This window comes from Micromonospora sp. WMMC264, assembly GCF_027497275.1.
Classification (GTDB): domain Bacteria; phylum Actinomycetota; class Actinomycetes; order Mycobacteriales; family Micromonosporaceae; genus Micromonospora; species Micromonospora chalcea.
This window is the reverse complement of the sequence record NZ_CP114907.1, coordinates 6244678-6261916: the sequence shown is the minus strand read 5'-3', so window position 1 is coordinate 6261916 and position 17239 is coordinate 6244678. Positions and strand designations below refer to the sequence as shown.

The 17239-nt window shown below is 73.2% G+C and carries 14 protein-coding genes; 4 read left to right on the top strand and 10 right to left on the bottom strand.

Annotation, left to right across the window (positions count from 1 at the left end):
• Positions 1-4 precede the first annotated feature (4 nt).
• The 5 genes from O7542_RS27915 to O7542_RS27895 form a co-directional block, all read right to left on the bottom strand.
• Complete coding sequence (locus tag O7542_RS27915; protein ID WP_176722885.1) at positions 5-1414, bottom strand: class II fumarate hydratase; 1410 nt, start codon at positions 1412-1414, stop codon at positions 5-7.
• Positions 1415-1458: 44 nt separating this feature from the next.
• Positions 1459-4437: an AfsR/SARP family transcriptional regulator gene (locus O7542_RS27910; protein WP_281605420.1), complete on the bottom strand. Its 2979-nt coding sequence runs from the start codon at positions 4435-4437 to the stop codon at positions 1459-1461.
• A gap of 196 nt (positions 4438-4633) precedes the next feature.
• The gene (locus O7542_RS27905; protein WP_030502831.1) at positions 4634-6301 is read right to left on the bottom strand and encodes a fumarate hydratase; all 1668 of its coding nucleotides are present in this window, start codon (positions 6299-6301) and stop codon (positions 4634-4636) included.
• Positions 6302-6377: 76 nt separating this feature from the next.
• Positions 6378-7814: a PQQ-binding-like beta-propeller repeat protein gene (locus O7542_RS27900; protein WP_140946390.1), complete on the bottom strand. Its 1437-nt coding sequence runs from the start codon at positions 7812-7814 to the stop codon at positions 6378-6380.
• A 119-nt stretch (positions 7815-7933) separates the two neighbouring features.
• A complete protein-coding gene (locus O7542_RS27895) occupies positions 7934-8422 on the bottom strand; it encodes an Lrp/AsnC family transcriptional regulator (RefSeq protein WP_013288920.1) in 489 nt (162 codons plus the stop codon).
• A 140-nt stretch (positions 8423-8562) separates the two neighbouring features.
• Here O7542_RS27895 and hppD point away from each other — a divergent pair, with 140 nt between their 5' ends.
• The 4 genes from hppD to hisC are packed head-to-tail and all read left to right on the top strand — an operon-like array spanning position 8563 to position 12658.
• Positions 8563-9768, top strand: a complete 1206-nt coding sequence (gene hppD, locus O7542_RS27890; protein ID WP_043327937.1) for a 4-hydroxyphenylpyruvate dioxygenase — start codon at positions 8563-8565, stop codon at positions 9766-9768.
• A 10-nt stretch (positions 9769-9778) separates the two neighbouring features.
• Positions 9779-10483, top strand: coding sequence for an RDD family protein (locus O7542_RS27885; RefSeq protein WP_064446756.1), 705 nt, complete (start codon positions 9779-9781; stop codon positions 10481-10483).
• 55 nt (positions 10484-10538) lie between these two features.
• On the top strand, positions 10539-11558 hold the full coding sequence (locus O7542_RS27880; protein ID WP_064446757.1) for an RDD family protein: 1020 nt from the start codon (positions 10539-10541) through the stop codon (positions 11556-11558).
• Positions 11555-12658, top strand: a complete 1104-nt coding sequence (gene hisC, locus O7542_RS27875; protein ID WP_166457730.1) for a histidinol-phosphate transaminase — start codon at positions 11555-11557, stop codon at positions 12656-12658. Before O7542_RS27880 ends, hisC begins: the two co-directional genes overlap by 4 nt.
• 106 nt (positions 12659-12764) lie before the next feature.
• Here hisC and O7542_RS27870 read toward each other — a convergent pair whose 3' ends face one another.
• The 5 genes from O7542_RS27870 to O7542_RS27850 form a co-directional block, all read right to left on the bottom strand.
• Positions 12765-14015, bottom strand: coding sequence for a PQQ-binding-like beta-propeller repeat protein (locus tag O7542_RS27870; RefSeq protein ID WP_281605419.1), 1251 nt, complete (start codon positions 14013-14015; stop codon positions 12765-12767).
• Positions 14016-14082: 67 nt separating this feature from the next.
• Positions 14083-14565 (bottom strand): SRPBCC family protein, encoded by a 483-nt coding sequence (locus O7542_RS27865; RefSeq protein ID WP_166457728.1) that lies wholly within the window; start codon positions 14563-14565, stop codon positions 14083-14085.
• A gap of 114 nt (positions 14566-14679) precedes the next feature.
• Positions 14680-14889 carry a DUF397 domain-containing protein gene (locus tag O7542_RS27860; protein ID WP_043327931.1) on the bottom strand — a complete coding sequence of 70 codons (210 nt, stop codon included), beginning with the start codon at positions 14887-14889 and terminating at the stop codon, positions 14680-14682.
• 174 nt (positions 14890-15063) lie between these two features.
• Positions 15064-16263 carry a fumarylacetoacetase gene (fahA, locus tag O7542_RS27855; protein ID WP_043330870.1) on the bottom strand — a complete coding sequence of 400 codons (1200 nt, stop codon included), beginning with the start codon at positions 16261-16263 and terminating at the stop codon, positions 15064-15066.
• Between the two features lie 88 nt (positions 16264-16351).
• Positions 16352-17218 carry a hypothetical protein gene (locus O7542_RS27850; protein WP_166457726.1) on the bottom strand — a complete coding sequence of 289 codons (867 nt, stop codon included), beginning with the start codon at positions 17216-17218 and terminating at the stop codon, positions 16352-16354.
• Positions 17219-17239: the final 21 nt, after the last annotated feature.

Genomic DNA, 17239 nt, shown 5'->3' with positions numbered 1-17239 from the left:
GGTCTCAGGGGTGAGTCATCCGGAGCAGGTCCAGCGCCTCGTCCAGCTGGGTCTCGGTGAGCTTGCCCGAGTCGACGTGACCTCGGGAGATCACCACCTCGCGGATGGACACCTGCTTGGCCAGCGCCTCCTTCGCGATCGAGGCGGCCTCGTCGTACCCGAGGTGGCGGTTGAGCGGGGTGACGATCGACGGCGAGCCCTCCGCGTACGCCAGGCAGACCTCGGCGTCCGCGACCAGGCCGGCCACCAGCCGCTCGGCGAACAGCCGGCTGGACGCGGCGATCAGCTTGATCGACTCCAGCAGGTTGCGGCCCATCACCGGAAGCATCACGTTCAGCTCGAAGTCGCCCTGCGACCCGGCGAACGCCACCGCCGCGTCGTTGCCGACCACCTGGGCGCAGACCTGCCGCATCGCCTCGGCCACCACCGGGTTCACCTTGCCGGGCATGATCGACGAGCCGGGCTGGAGGTCGGGGATGCGCAGCTCACGCAGGCCGGCGCGCGGGCCGGAACCCATCCAGCGCACGTCGTTGGCGATCTTGTAGAGACCGACCGCGACGGTACGGAGCTGGCCCGAGGTCTCCACCAGCGCGTCCCGGGCGCCCTGCGCCTCGAAGTGGTTGCGCGCCTCGGTCAACGGCAGCCCGGTCGACTCCCGCAGCTTGCCGATCACCCGCTCGGCGAACCCCAGCGGCGTGTTGATGCCGGTGCCCACGGCGGTGCCGCCCAGCGGCAGCTCGGCCAGCCGGGGCAACGCCGACTCCAGCCGCTCGACGCCGTAGCGGACCTGCGCCGCGTAGCCGCCGAACTCCTGCCCGAGCGTGACCGGCGTGGCGTCCATCAGGTGGGTACGCCCGGCCTTGACCACCGTCTCGAACTCGGCCGCCTTCTCCTCCAGCGCGCCCGCGAGCTGCTTCAACGACGGGATCAGGTCCTCCACCACGAACTGCGTGGCGGCCAGGTGGATCGAGGTGGGGAACACGTCGTTGCTGGACTGCGACGCGTTGACGTGGTCGTTCGGGTGCACGTCGCGGCCCAGCTCGCGGCTCGCGAGGGTGGCGATGACCTCGTTGGTGTTCATGTTGGACGACGTACCGGAGCCGGTCTGGAACACGTCCACCGGGAACTGGTCGTCGTAGCCGCCCTCGGCGACGTGCGCGGCGGCGGTGGCGATCGCCTGCGCCACGTCCGCGTCGATCACCCCCAGCTCACCGTTCACCAGTGCCGCCGCCCCCTTGATCTGCGCCAGGGCCTTGATCTGGGCCGGTTCCAGCCCGCGCCCCGAGATCGGGAAGTTCTGCACCGCGCGCTGGGTCTGCGCCCGCCACAGTGCCTCGGCGGGCACCTCCACCTCGCCCATCGAGTCGCGTTCGATCCGGTAGCCGGTCGCCTCTGGAGTCGTCACGCCTACCATCCTGCCGCGCCGCCGGTCGGAGTGCAGGGAAAGTGGCGGCCCCCTCAGCCCAGCTCGACCAGCAGCTTCTCGGTGTCCCGCTGGTCCGGCGTCTCGACCTGACGGAACAGCGCCAGCGCACGCCCGGCGTACCGGCGGGCCTGGTCGGGGTCGTCGTGGCGCAGGCATCGCGCGAGGCCGTCCAGGGCGCGGGCCTGCTCGTAGCGCAGGCCCAGCCGCTCGGCGTCGGCTAGCACCCGGCGGTGCAGGTCCAGCGCGCTGGCCACGTCACCCTGGTCGAAGATCGCCCGGGCCAGCAGGTTCCGGGAGGCGCACTGCCCGACCAGATCCCCGGCGTCGATCATGGCCACGAGGGCGTCCCGGTGCAGCGAGGCGGCCAGCTCCGGCCGGCCCTCCTCGCGCTCCATCATGCCCAGCTCGTTGAGCAGCTCGCCCTCGCCGTACCGGTTGCCCACCCGGCGCTTGAGCCTCAGGCCGGCGCGCAGGAGCCGGCGCGCGGGCCCGTGCTCGCCGCGCCGGTGCCGCGCCATGCTGAGGTGCCCGATCGAGTTGCCGAGCTGCCGCAGGTCGCCGGCCTGCCGTGCGACAGCCATCTGGTTGCGGCACATCCGCACAGCCTCGTCGTACCGGCCGTGCGAGATCAGGGTGAACGAGAGGTTGTTCAGCAGGTTGGACAACCACGACGACTCGCCCGACCGGCGGGCGATCGCCGCGGACTCGGTCAGGAGTTCGATACCCCGCTGGTGCTGCCCGTCGACCGCGTACGCGGTGCCGAGGTTGCCCAGCACCTTGCGCAGCTCGCCCGGCCGGTCGAGCCTGCGGTAGATACCGACCACCGCCTCCAGCCGCCGGATGGCCTCGGCGAACCGCGCCCGGCGGTAGTCCGCCGAGGCGAGATAGTTGAGCATCGTCGCAACGGCCTCCTCGTCGCCCAGGCGCTCGGCGGCCCGCAGACCGATCTGATGCGTCTCGATCAGGTCGTCCAGGCGACCGCCGTAGAAGTTGCTGACCCAGGCGACCCGGGCGAACTGCCAGCTCTGCCGGAGAAAACCCTCGTTCTCCGCCAGCCGGACGAGCGCCGTCAGGGTCGAGCGGTTCTCCTCCAACCATGCTCGGCCGAGGCCGACAGTGGCTGCCACCAGGTCGGGCCGCGCCGGCTCCGGCAGGTCGAACAGGGACGGCTCGGCGCCCGTCTCCATCGACCGCCCGATGGACGCGGTGACCTGAAGATGGAAGTCGATGAGACGGCCCACCGCCGCCCGCCGCTCGTCGGCGGTCTCGCGTCCGGCGCCGAGCGTGCGCGCGTACTCGCGGATCAGGTCGTGCAGCTGGTAGCGGCCCGGTTCCACCTCCTCGACGAGGTGCGCGTCGACAAGTTCGTCGAGCGCGTCCTGCGCCTGCGGCAGCAGCAGGTCGGCGAGCGCGGCCGGCACCCGGTTGTCGACACACTGACCCGGGTGCAGGCCCAGCAGGCGGAAGACCCGCTGCGCGAGCGGCGACACCTGCTCGTACGACAACGCGAAGGCGCCGGCCACCGACCGCTCTCCCGCGACCAGCTCGGCCAGCGGGTCGGACGCGCCGGCCAGCCGCTCCGCCAGGTCGGCCACCCGCCACCGCGGCCGGTGCGCGAGCCGGGCCCCGGCCAGCCGCAGGGCCAGCGGAAGGTGTCCGCAGCGGCGGGCCACCTCCATCGCCGCCTCGGGCTCGGCGGCCACCCTCTCCGCGCCGGCCACGCGGGCCAGCAGCTCGACCGCCTCGTCGGCGTCGAGTACCGGCAGCGAGGACGGGCGGCCCGAGTCCAGGCCGATCAGGCGACGACGGCTGGTGATCAGTATCAGGCAGTCCGGACCGTTGGGCAGCAGCGGTGCGACCTGGCCGGCGTCGGCCGCGTTGTCGAGCACCACCACGGCCCGACGCCCGGCCAGCTCGGAACGCCACATCGCCAGCCGGTCCGTCGGGTCGGCCGGCACCCGTTCAGCCGGCACGCCGAGCTGCCGGAGCAGGGTGGCGGCGGCCACTGTCGTACTGAGCGGGCTGCGGTCGCTGTGCCCGTGCAGGTCGATGAAGAGCTGCGCGTCGGGGAACCGGCCGGCCACAGCGGTCGCCACCTGCACGGCGAGCGTGGTCTTGCCGCTGCCCGCCATGCCGTCGACGAGCTGGACCCGGCTACCCTCCTCGACCTCCCGCACCAGCCGGGCCACTGTCTGCTGCCGCCCGGTGAAGTCGCTGATCGCGCGCGGCAGCGCCCGCACCGGCGCGGCAACCCGGCTCTCCGGGCCGCTCAGCGCCAGGTCGCCGGCGAGTATCCGCTGGTGCAGCTCCTGCAACGCGGCGCCCGGCTCGATGCCCAGCTCCTCGGCGTAGATCCGCCGCCCTTCCCGGTAGACAGCCAGCGCGTCCGCGTGGCGGCCGACCGCCGACAGGGCCAGCATCAACTGCCCCCGCAACCGTTCCCGCAGCGGCTCGCGCTCGACCGCCTCGGTGAGCTCGTCGACCAGCTCGGGCGCCCGGCGCAGCCGCAACTCGATGTCGACGCAGTCCTCCAGCGCGGCGAGCCGCTGTTCGTCGAGCGCCTGCGCCCGCCGCCGCACGCTACGGGCGGGGATGCCGGCCAGCACCGGCCCACGCCACAACGCCAGCGCGTCCCGGTAGTTCTGACGCGCCTCGATCAGCCGGCCCGCTTCGGCGTTCCGGCGGGCCGTCTCCACACCGTTGGCGAACACCTCTGCGTCGAGATCGCCCGGCTCGATCCGGATGCCGTATCCGGCCGGGTCGGTGACGATGGTCACGGTGGGCAGGCCGAGCGCCGCGAACCGCTGCCGCAGTCGAGACACGCAGATCTGGAGCTGGGTCCGCGCGGTCGCCGGGGGACGGTCCTCCCACACGGCGTCGATCAGGTCCTCGGTCGGCACCACCAGGCCCGGACGCAGCAGAAACATGGCGAGGACGATTCGATCTCGACCCGCGGTGACGGTGGCTTCACCGCCGCCGACCCGCAGGGGCCCCAAGATTCCGAACCGCACCGCGCTCCCCCGACCGCCGTATCAACCCTGCAGCAGCGTAGCCCGGCGGTCACCGAGCGCCGCGCCGAGGCGATAGCGATCCGATAGCGGCGGCGCACAGACTCGGTGCGGGTTGCCGATGACGGCATCCGACGGGGGCGGTGCGCCTGTCCGGTGGTCCGACCGGGCAGGCGCACCGATGTCTGTGCGTCTGAACTCAGCGGCGGCCGACGGTGAGCACCGGCTTGGTGACCTCGGCGAAGAAGTCGTTGCCCTTGTCGTCGACGACGATGAAGGCGGGGAAGTCCTCCACCTCGATCTTCCAGACCGCCTCCATGCCCAGCTCGGCGTATTCGAGCACTTCGACGTGCTTGATGCAGTCCTGGGCGAGGCGGGCGGCCGGGCCACCGATCGAGCCGAGGTAGAACCCGCCGTGGGCCTGGCAGGAGCGGGTCACCTGAGCGGACCGGTTGCCCTTCGCGAGCATCACCATCGAGCCGCCGGCCGCCTGGAACTTCTCCACGTACGCGTCCATCCGGCCGGCCGTGGTGGGACCGAACGAGCCGGAGGCGTAGCCCTCGGGGGTCTTCGCCGGGCCGGCGTAGTAGACCGCGTGGTCGCGCAGGTACTGCGGCATCGGCTCGCCCGCGTCCAGCCGCTCGGCGATCTTCGCGTGTGCGATGTCCCGCGCGACGACCAGCGGCCCGGTGAGCGACAGCCGGGTCTTCACCGGGTACTTCGACAGCTCGGCCCGGATCTCGTCCATCGGCCGGTTCAGGTCGACGCGGACGACCTCCTCGGTCTCCAGCGTCTCGTCGGTCACGTCGGGCAGGTAGCGCGCCGGGTCGGTCTCCAGGCGCTCCAGCCAGACGCCGGACGGGGTGATCTTCGCCACCGCCTGCCGGTCCGCGGAGCAGGACACCGCGATCGCCACCGGGCAGGAGGCGCCGTGCCGGGGCAGCCGGACCACCCGTACGTCGTGGCAGAAGTAGCGGCCACCGAACTGCGCGCCGATGCCGAAGTTGCGGGTCAGCTCCAGCACCTCGGCCTCCAGCTCCAGGTCGCGGAAGCCGTGCGCGCTCATCGAGCCCTCGGTAGGCAGCGCGTCGAGGTACTTCGCGGAGGCGTACTTGGCGGTCTTCAGCGCGTACTCGGCCGAGGTGCCGCCGATGACGATGGCCAGGTGGTACGGCGGGCAGGCCGCGGTGCCGATGAGCCGGAGCTTCTCCTCCAGGAACTGCATCATCCGCGTCGGGTTCAGCAGGGCCTTGGTCTCCTGGTAGAGGTAGGACTTGTTGGCCGAGCCGCCGCCCTTGGCCATGAAGAGGAACTTGTACGCGTCGGCGTGGCCGTCCGGGTCCTCGGCGTACAGCTCCACCTGGGCGGGCAGGTTGCTGCCGGTGTTCCGCTCGTCCCACATGGTCAGCGGGGCGAGCTGCGAGTAGCGCAGGTTCAGCCGGGTGTACGCCTGGTAGACGCCGCGCGAGATCGCCTCCGCGTCGGTGCCGTCGGTGAGCACGTGCCGCCCGCGCTTGCCCATCACGATCGCGGTGCCGGTGTCCTGACACATCGGCAGCACACCGCCGGCCGCGATGTTGGCGTTGCGCAGCAGGTCGAGCGCGACGAACCGGTCGTTCGGCGAGGCCGCCGGGTCGTCGATGATCGAGCGGAGCTGGGCCAGGTGGGCCGGGCGCAGGAAGTGGGCGATGTCGTGCATCGCCTCGGCCGTCAGCGCGGTGAGCGCGCCCGGATCGACGGTCAGGAACCGGCGGCCACCCGGGCCGTTGACGACGTCCACGCCCTCATCGGTGACCAGGCGGTATTCCGTCAGGTCGGGGCCGGTCGGCAGCAGGGGTGCGTACGAGAAGGCGGCGGCACTGCTCATGACCGAAAAGCCTAGGGCAGAGCCGTCGATCGGTGACACCCGCAGGTGGGGTCGTGACCCGACCTCTCACCCGCTGTCACTTGCCGTCGACGCAGAGTTCCCGCTTCGGGCCGCAACTGCCCTGGTCGCCGGGCGGCTGCCAGCTGCCCCCGGGGTTCGGCGCCACCGGCGCGTCGCCCTGCCCCGGCCCGGGCGCGCCGGTCGTGCCGGCGCCCCAGCGGACGTACCCGATCTCCCGGCCCTCCCCGATGATCATGCCGTTGGGGCCGACCGCCAGCGCGTTCGCCGCGGTCCGCAGCTCGACCAGGACGCGGCCCTCGCGCGGTTCGACCGCGATCAGCCGAGACGGCTTCTCCTCGCTGATCAGCGCCGCGTACGGGGTGAGCGCGGCGCCGCTCTTACCGCCCGCCGGCCGGGTCCACCGGGTCCGGTCCGCCGACAGCTCCCGCCCCAGCAGCGACTCCTTGTCGGCGCTGCGCACCACGGCGTAGCGGTCGTCCACGGCGAGCAGCTTCTCACCGTCCGCGCCCACCTGGAGCAGACGGCCGTCGTACCCGTCGAGCACCGCCTCGCGCCCGTCCGGGGCGACACCGATCAGGACGTTGCGCGCGCCCTGCGGGTCCTCCCGCTGTACGCAGCCGGCGTAGTCGGCCGTACGCAGGTTGATCCCGGTCCGCCGCCACACCTGCTGACCCGTCGCCGGGTCGACTGCCGTGACGGTGTAGTAGCAGCTCCCGTCGCGGGAGGTGGCCGCGATCCGGAGCAGCCGGCCGCCGACCACCGCCAGCCGCTCCTCCCGGCCCGGCTCGACGTTCTGCAGCACCCGGCCGGTCGCGGTGTCCACCACGTGCACCCGGCCGTCGACCGGGAAGCCGAGCAGCGGCGGTACCGCCTCCGGCCCGGCCACCCCGCCGTCGATCCGGGTGGCGCCCAGCCGCCGCGTACCGAGCAGCTCCGGGTTGTCGGCGAGCACGCCGCTGTGCACGCCGGGCAGGAACGCGCTCCACAGCGGAGCGGTGCCGCGCGGCTCCCAGGCCCGCAACGTGCAGTCCGTGGCCCGCACGCAGTAGGCGTCCAGCAGCAGGTTCCGGTACGTCCAGACGGCGATCGCCCGATCGTCGCGACGCCGGGTCACGCCGCTGACCGGGTCGAGCACCTCGTACCCCTTGTCCAGCAGCTTGCCCACGGCGACGACCGGGTCCCGGTCGCCGCCCGCGACCGCCGACCAGTCGGCCTTGCGCTCCCAGAGCTGGCGGCCGTCGGCGAGGCTGCGCGCCTCGACGCGGGTGCGCTGCTCGACGATCACCGTGTCGCCGGCGATGGTGACGCTGCGCGGGGTGCCGCCGACGCGCTGCTGCCAGACCACGTCCGGCTCGGAGATCGGCTTGCTGCGGTCGACCCAGTCCCACAGCGCCGGGAACGGGTTCCAGACGCCTGTCGCCGCGAGTACGACCACGGTGACGAGCCCGAGCAGCAACCAGCCGCGTACCCCTAGGCCCTTCACACCGCACACGGTAGCGACGATCACCGGTCCCCCGGGTCGCGCGCGGGGCGTGTCGCAGCGCTTCTTGCCCGGGCAGGTGTTAATAAGGGGCCCTTCCACCTCCGCAGGCGTTAACAGGGGGCCCTTCCTTACCCCCGGGCGGCGGAGCGGACCAGCGGCAGCGTGCGGTACGGGATCTGCTCGGCCAGCGCGATGATGGTGGACGCGCGCCGGATGCCCTCGGAGGCGACGATCTGGTCGATGACCCGCTGGAGGTCGGTGTTCGACCGGGCGACGATGCGGCAGAGCAGGTCGCTGGAGCCGGTGATGGTGTGCGCCTCCAGCACCTCGGGGATGGCGGCCAGGTGCGCGGTGACCTGGTCGTGGCCGTGCCGCTGGCTGATCTCCAGCGTGACGAAGCTGGTCACCCCGAAGCCGATCGCGGCGGGCGTGATGTCCGGCCCGAACCCGGTCACCACGCCGCGGCCGACCAGCTTGTCCAGCCGGGCCTGGACCGTGCCGCGGGCCACGCCGAGCCGCCGGGAGCACTCCAGCACCCCGATCCGCGGTTCCTCCGCCAGCAGTTCGATCAAGCGCGCGTCCAGCTCGTCCAGCTGTACATCCTGACCAGTGTTCATGGTGTCCGACGGTACCGAATGCACAACCTGACCAGGAATAACGCCAACTGTTGCCCAACTCACCGTGCGCCGTAGATCCTCCCCGGAAGAGCACATCCACGGCGGCCCACGAGGCCGGCCGGTACGCGAGGGAGGCCACCATGACCCAGGCGATCGACCGACCCCAGTCGACCGAGGAGGTCGACGTCGACGCTCTCGTCGGCGCCGTCGACCACGACATCAGCCGCGACCCGTTCCCGGTCAAGGGCATGGACCACGTCCACTTCCTGGTCGGCAACGCCAAGCAGGCCGCGCACTACTACTCGACCGCGTTCGGCATGACCTGCGTGGCGTACCGGGGGCCGGAGCAGGGCTACCGCGACCACGCGCAGTACGTCCTGACCAGCGGTTCGGCCCGCTTCGTGCTGACCGGCGCGGTCCGCCCGGACGCCGACGGCGCCGAGCACGTGGCGAAGCACAGCGACGGCGTCTCCGACATCGCGCTGGAGGTGCCGGACGTGGACGCCGCGTACGCGCACGCCGTCGCGCAGGGCGCCACCGGCCTGGTCGAGCCGCACGACGTCAGCGACGAGCACGGCACCGTGCGGATGGCGTCCATCGCCGCGTACGGCGACACCCGGCACAGCCTGATCGACAGGTCCCGCTACACCGGCCCGTTCCTGCCCGGATTCGTCGCCCGCGGCCCGATCGTGGACCGGCAGCCGATGATCGACGCCGGCCTCCAGCCGAAGCGGTTCTTCCAGGCCGTCGACCACGTGGTCGGCAACGTGGAGCTGGGCCGGATGGACGAGTGGGTCGAGTTCTACAAGCGCGTCATGGGCTTCTCGAACATGGCCGAGTTCATCGGCGACGACATCGCCACCGACTACTCGGCGCTGATGAGCAAGGTCGTCGCCAACGGCACCCGCAAGGTGAAGTTCCCGCTCAACGAGCCGGCCGTGGCCCGCAAGAAGTCGCAGATCGACGAGTACCTGGAGTTCTACCAGGGCCCCGGCGCCCAGCACATCGCGGTGGCCACCAACGACATCCTGGCCAGCGTGGACGCCATGCGCGCGGCGGGCGTCGAGTTCCTGGACACCCCGGACTCCTACTACGAGGACCCGGAGCTGCGCGCCCGCATCGGCAACGTCCGGGTGCCGATCGAGGAGCTGCAGTCCCGCAAGATCCTGGTCGACCGGGACGAGGACGGCTACCTGCTCCAGATCTTCACCAAGCCGGTGCAGGACCGTCCCACCGTCTTCTTCGAGCTGATCGAGCGGCACGGCTCCCTCGGCTTCGGCAAGGGCAACTTCAAGGCCCTGTTCGAGGCGATCGAGCGGGAGCAGGAGAAGCGCGGCAACCTGTAACACTGTCGGCGTGACCCAGCCTCCCCCGAACCCGACGCCGCCGCCTGCCGGGCCTGCACCCGCGGGCGGCGGCTTCGCGCCGCCCACCGGGCCCGCGGTGCCCGCGCAGCACGTTCCTCCGGGGTACGCCGGCCCGCCCGGCTACCCGCCGCCCGGTTACCCCCCACCGGGGTACGCCCCGAGGCCCGTCCCGCCCCCGCTGGCGCCGAACGGGCAGCCGCTGGCGAGCTTCGGTGACCGGCTGATCGCCTACCTGATCGACACCGCCGTCGCGATGGCGGTGACGATGGTGCTGTTCCTGCCGGTCTTCGCCCTCGTCTTCGTCCGGATGATCGACGAGATCGAGCAGGCGGGCCCCAACGGTCCCGAGCCGGCCGAACTCTGGACCGGCGTGTTCCTGCCGCTGCTCGCCGCCGAGCTCGGGGTCCTGCTGCTGATGCTCGTCTTCTACTGGGTCTACCACGTCGAGTACGCCCGCCGGACCGGCCAGACGCTGGGCAAGAAGGTGATGAAGCTGCGGATCGTGCCGGTGCAGCCGGACGCCGCGCTGAGCCGGGGCATGCTCGGCAAGCGCTGGGCCGTCGAGTTCGCCGGCGGGATGTTCGTGCCGTTCCTCAACTACCTCGACGGTTTCTGGCAACTGTGGGACAAGCCCTGGCAGCAGTGCCTCCACGACAAGTTCGCCGGAACGGTCGTCGTTAAGGTTGGCCCGTGAGCGCGAGGAGTGAGCCGGGCCTGCGAGCCCCGCAGTCGGGAACAAGGACGGCGCTGTGAGCTTGGAACCTGGATGGTACGTCGACCCCGCCGACCCGGAGACCCGCCGCTGGTGGGACGGCGAGGGCTGGATCGGCGCGCCGATCCCGGTCGACGTCACCCCGCCCGACGGTCCACCGCCCGCCGAACCCGAGCCGGCCGCCGCCGCGACGCCCGGTGCCGGGACGGGTAGCGGGTCCGAGGTCGCCCCGTCGTCCGGCGCGCCCGCCCAGCCGGGCGGACCGTGGCCGGGCCAGCCGGGTCAGGCCGGCCCCTGGCCCGGACAGCCCGGTCCCTGGCCGGGACAGCCCGGGCAGCCCGGGCAGCCGGGGCCGGGCGGCCCGTGGCCGCGGCAGCCCGGTCAGGCCGGGCCGGCGCCGCAGGGACCGCCGCCGGGCTGGCCGTACCCGCACTGGCCGGGCGCACAGCCCATTCCGCGCCCGCACGGGCTGCCGCTCGCCTCGTACGGCGCGCGGCTGGTCGCCCGCCTGATCGACTTCGGCGTGGTGTTCCTGCTCAACGCGGTGGTGAACGGCTGGTTCGTCTGGCGCTACTTCGAGGCCGTCGCGCCGTACCTGCGTGAGTCGGTGCGCCGCGCGATGAACGGTGACACCTCCACCGAGGGGCTGCCCCAGATCGACGACCAGGCCGGTGGCCTCCAGATCGCCATCCTGGTGATCGCCACCGCGCTCTGGTACGCCTACGAGGTGCCGTCGATGGCGGCGCGCGGGCAGACGTTCGGCAAGCGGCTGATGGGCGTACGCGCGCTGCCGGTCGAGGCGGACCAGCCGCTCGGCTTCGGCCGGGCCACCCGGCGCTGGAGCACGCTCGGCCTGCCCACGCTGCTCTGGTACTGCTGCGGGCTCGGTCTGCTGCTGCAGCTCATCGACGCGGTCTCGCCCCTGTTCGACCAGCCGCTGCGCCAGGCCCTGCACGACAAGCGGGCGCAGACGGTGGTGGTCCAGCTTCCCCGTAAGCGGCCCGACCCCCGTACCACCCCGCGCGACCGCGCCGACACCCCGGGAGACACCCCATGACCGAGACCGGACGCCACCAGCCTCCGCTGCGGCTCACCCGCGCCGACCTGGACGCGTTGCCCAACTACGTGCCCGGCCGCAGCCCGGCCGACCTGGCGCGGGAGCTGGGTTTGCCCGAGGCGATCAAGCTGGCCAGCAACGAGGTGCCCTACGGCCCGCTGCCCGGCGTGGTGGAGGCGGTCGCCGAGGCGGTGGCGGGTTCGCACCGTTACCCGGACATGGGCGTGGTGGCGCTGCGTCAGGCGCTCGCCGAGCGGTACGGCGTGGACGCCGACCGGATCGCCACCGGCTGCGGCTCGGTGGCGCTGGCCGAGCACCTGGTCCGCGCCACCTGCCTGCCCGGTGACGAGCTGCTCTACTCGTGGCGCTCCTTCGAGGCGTACCCGATCATCGCGGCGACCAGCGGCGCGACCAGCGTGCGGGTGCCGAACGACGCCGGCCACGGTCACGACCTCTCCGCGATGGCGGCGGCGGTGACCGACCGGACCCGGATGATCCTGGTCTGCAACCCGAACAACCCGACCGGTACGGCGGTGCGCCGGGCGGAGCTGGACCGCTTCCTCGACGCGGTGCCGGACGACGTGCTCGTGGTGATCGACGAGGCGTACCGGGAGTTCGTCACCGACCCGGAGGTGCCGGACGGCCTGACCTACCTGGACCGGCCGAACGTGGCGGTGCTGCGCACGCTGTCCAAGGCGTGGGGCCTGGCCGGCCTGCGGATCGGCTGGCTGGTCGCGGCGCCGGAGGTGGCCGCCGCCGTGCGCAAGGTGGTCACGCCGTTCTCCACCAGCATGGCCGCCCAGGCCGGCGCGCTGGCCGCGCTGGCGCAGGCCGACGAGGTGGAGCGGCGCTGCGCGCTGGTAGTGGCCGAGCGGGACCGGGTCACCGAGGCGCTGCGCAAGTTCGTCCCGGACGTGCCGGAGAGCCAGGCCAACTTCGTCTGGCTGCCGCTCGGCGAGCGGGCGGTGGAGTTCGGCCGGGCGTGCGAGGCGCGCGGCGTGATCGTCCGCCCGTTCCCGGGCGACGGCGTCCGGGTCACCATCGGCACCCCGGCCGAGAACGACGCGTTCCTGGCGGTGGCCGAGTCCGCCCTGGCCTGACCGGGGCGCGCCCGGGGCCGGTCCGTCAACCCCCTACGGACCGGCCCTGGGCGTCTCATCCGACAACAATAGTGGCTTTTGTCCGTTTTGCTGGCCGAACCGCCGGTCAGGTGGCGGCAAGCAGCACCGGCTCGGCCATCAGGAAGTAGCCCTGGTCGTCGTCCTCCGGCGTGGCGCTCTCCCGCAGCCGTTCCACGGCGACGTAGCCGTCCACCGCGTACGCCCGGCCCGGCCGCCAGCCGATCCCGTCCCGCCCGACGTCGAGCACGAAACTGGACCGGGTCGCGCCGGTGAGCGGGTCGACAGTGACCAGCTCCCGCCGGTCGGTCAGCAGGTGCACCCGCCCCGGCTCGGTCGCGAGCACCCGGGCCGGGTGGATGTCCGCCCTGCGCCACAGCTCCGCGCCGGTACGCGCCGAACGCCCGACCACCACCGGGCCGGACGTGTCCACCACCCGCTCGCCGTCCAGCACCGTGTCCATCGCGTCCAGGCCCGGCGCGGCGCTCGGCTCGCCCGGGTCGGTCACCAGCCAGCCCTTGCCGCCCGCACCGCCCGGCCCGGCGGTACGCAACCCGCGGCAGCCGGAGTGCCCGTGCGGGCAGCCGACCGGCGTGACCACGAGCTGATCCGGCGCGTCCGGGGGACGCCAGCGGGTCCGCACCGTGCCGGTCGCCGCGTCCCGCAGCTCGACCACGGGCGGCCCCTCGCAGCTGTCCACCCCGACCACATCGCCGCTGGCTGTCGTACCCACGTCGGCCCGGCAGTCGCGGGGCAGGTCGGCGCGCCAGAGCCGGCGCCCGTCGGCGAGGTCGTACCCGCCGACCCCGCCGGGACCCGCCGACACCAGCACGGATCGGCCGGCGGCACGAGCGACGTGCAGCCCGGCCGGGTCCCAGACCGTGCCGGCGTAGGTCCGCCTCGGCTCCGGCACCGGCCCCGGCTCCGGGCCGTCGGCCCGCCAGGCGACCCGTCCGGTACGCGCGTCCAGCGCCACCAGCTTCCCGTCGGACCAGCGGCTGACCACAGTGGTGTCCTGGGCGAGCACCGCGGTCAACGTGGCCGGCCAGCGACGGTACGACCAGAACGGGGTGACCCGGTGCCGCCCGGTGACCGGCTGGTCCGCGTACACCTGACGGGCGCCCGCGTAGACGCGCAGCCGGCCGTCGACGACGAGCGGCGCCACCGGCAGCCGCCCGATCACCCCGGCGGTCGGCGCGGGCGCCGCCGGGTACGGCTCCCGGGCGACGGTCTCGACCTCGGCCGGCGCCAGCACCCGGACCACCACGGCGACCGTCGCCGCGACGGCGAGTACCGCCACCAGCGCAACCACGGCCCGCCGCCTCGCGGCCTTCGCCATCCGTCACCTCCGACCCGGCACCCTACCGGCCAGGTCCGGGCCGGGCGCGGCGAGCGGCCAGGTCGGCTCAGGCGGCCTCGGAGGACCGGGCCGGTCCGGCGGCCAGCGCCAGGTCGGCCAGGTCGCGTCGGAGCGCGCCCTCCACCGCGCGGGCGGCCAGGCCGCCGAGGATCAGGGCCAGCACCCGGCCGTACGGGCGGGTCGGCGCCGCCTCCTGCTCGACCGTGACCTCGGTGCAGCCGCGGCGTCGCCGCTCGACGGTGCGCAGCGTCCAGGTGATGCGGTAGTCCGCGCCGGCGCCGCGCGAGCCGAGCACCAGCCGGCTCGGGGCGACCGCCTCGATCACCGCGAACTCCTCCGGTTCGGCGCCGCCGTCCGGCCGGACGCGGGTCTCCCGCCAGGTCGAGCCGGGCCCGAACCCGCCAGCGCCGAGGACCTCGACCGCGCTCACCGCCGAGAGCCAGTCGGCGCGGGCCGGGAGGTCGGTCAGCAGGCGCCACAGGTCGGCGGCCTGCGCTTCGATGAATGCGGACACCGTGACCGTCGACATGGCACCTCCCGTGTCGTACACGGTACGGGCCGTGACGGGAAACGGGGAGCCTCGCTGTGACATTTCCACCGCCGGTGCCCCGATCGTCGGGGCACCGGGGTGTGGCACTGACGGTCAGCCGCGGAACGAACCGCCCCGCAGCGCGGTGACGAACGCGGCCCAGCCCGGGGGGCTCACCGCGAGCGCCGGGCCGTCCGGGTCCTTGGAGTCGCGTACGCCCACCACGCCGTGCGCGGCGACCACGTTCGTCGCCACCTCGACGCAGAGGCCCTGATCGTTCGAGCGGCTGCTGGTGCGCCAGACGGCGCCGGTCAACTCGGTCATGCTCGTCCTTCCTGTTCGGCTACCCGGGTACGCCCCCCGACCCGGCACCATCGGCGGCTCCGTTCCGGCCGGGAGCCGCCGTCCGGGGCGTACGTGATCCGGAGCGATAAACGCGGAAGGAAACGGCCCCGGTCGCACATCGGGTGCGACCGGGGCCGTTCGGGAAGGCAGAACTCAGCGGGCCGGGAGGATCGTCCCGGTGACCTCGCCCAACGCGACAGTGGTGCCGTCCGGGCCGGGCGCGGTGGCGGTGATCGTCACCGTGTCGCCGTCCTCCAGGAACGTCCGCTCGCTGCCGTCGGCGAACTTGACCGGCTCGGACCCGCCCCAGGTCAGCTCCAGGAACGACCCGACCTGGCCGCGCTCCGGCCCGGAGACGGTGCCGGAGGCGTAGAGATCACCGGTACGCAGCGACGCGCCGTTGACGGTGAGGTGGGCGAGCTGCTGCGCCGGGGTCCAGTACATGCCGGCGAACGGCGGCTCGGCGACCCGCTCGCCGTTCCACTGCACCGACAACGTCAGGTCCAACCCGAGGTGCGGCGTGTCGCGCAGGTAGTCCTGCACCGGCGGGTCCTGGTCCGGCGCGGGTACGAACGCGTCGGCGAGCGCCTCCAGCGGCGTCACCCAGGCCGAGACGGACGTGGCGAACGACTTGCCGAGGAACGGCCCGAGCGGCTGGTACTCCCACGCCTGGATGTCCCGGGCCGACCAGTCGTTGACGAGCACCACGCCGAAGACGTGGTCGGCGAAGTCGGCCACCGGCACCCGCTCGCCCAGCCGGCTCGGTACGCCCACCACGAAGCCCACCTCGGCCTCGATGTCCAGCCGTACCGACGCGCCGGTGGTCGGGCCCTGCGCGCTCGCCCGCTGCCCGGTCGGGCGTATCACCGGGGTGCCGGAGACGACCACGGTGCCGGCCCGGCCGTGGTAGCCGATCGGCACGTGCTTCCAGTTCGGCAGCAGCGGCGGCTGGCCGGGCCGGAAGATCTGCCCGACGTTCGAGGCGTGGTGCTCCGAGGAGTAGAAGTCGACGTAGTCGGCCACCTCGAACGGCAGCGCCATCTCGACCTCGCGCAGCGGCACCAGCAGCGGCTCGACCGCCGCCCGGTGCTCCGGTTCGGTGAGCAGCTCGACGACCCGCTGCCGGACCGCCGTCCACTGCGGGCGGCCGAGCGCCATGAAGGCGTTGAGCGTCGGCCGGCCCAGCGCCCCGCCGGCCAGCACCAGACCGGCGGCCTCCGCGCCGGCCAGGTCCAGCGCGAAGTCACCGATGCGGACGCCGATACGCGGCTCGCCCTCGCCGTGCCGGAACACGCCGTACGGCAGGTTCGTCACCCCGTACGGCGACCCCGCCGCCCCTGGTACCCAGGTCATGCCAGCACTCCGCTCCGCTCGGTGCGTTCAGTCATGCCGTGCAGACTGGGCACGCCCTCACGGCCCTCGCTCCGCTCGGTGCGTTCGGTCATGCCTCGAAGCCTCCGTTCACCAGCCCCAGCCGGATCAGATCGGTAAGTGGTTCGGAGATGCTGCACGAGCCGTACCCGACCCAGAGCGGGCGCTCGGCGTCGCGGTGCGCCCGCGCCGGCTCGACCACACGGACCGGGTCGGTGGCGGCGAGCAGTTCGGCCACGCCGTCCACCTCGGCGCCCCCGACGGCGGCGAGCGTGGCGCCCAGCACGTTGACGAAACCGTGGTGGTTGAAGCCGGTCTCCGGGTCGCGGTGCCGGATCGCGTGGTGCAGCCCGGCGGTGAGCTTGAACGGCAGCTTACGGTCCCGGCAGGCGCAGATCACCGCGGCCAGCTCGACCGGGGTGGGGAACAGCTCGGCGGCGAGCCCGCCGGTACGGAACTTGGCGGCCACCGGCAGCCCGCCCGCGCGCGCCTCGGCGAGCGTGTCGAGCGCGCCCATCAGCCCGAAGGTCAGCGGGATCTCCGCGTAGACGGCGGTGCCGTCGAGCCGGTCGGCGAGCGCGACCAGTTCGGACAGCCCGGGTTGCGGGTCCTCGCCGCGCTTGGCGACCGGCGCCTCGATCTGCCGGGCGGTCACCCCGTCGGGCGCGAGCGCGTCCAGCGCCTGCGGGAGCTGGTCCAGGCCGGTGTCGCCGATCAGCCCGATGACCAGCCCTTCGGCCGGGTCCACCAGGCCGCGCAGCGACCCGCGCTGGATCTCCGAGGCGGGCAGCAGCAGCGGGCCGACCATGTCGGTGTACCAGGCGGCGCGGTGGGTGCGGTGCGCGGTCACCGCGTCGGGCAGCGCGGCGTTTCCGGGCGGAAAGACCGCGGCGTCGTCCACCAGGCCGGAGAGGAGGCGGGGCACCTGCGTTGACACGAGACAAGAATGTACGGGACG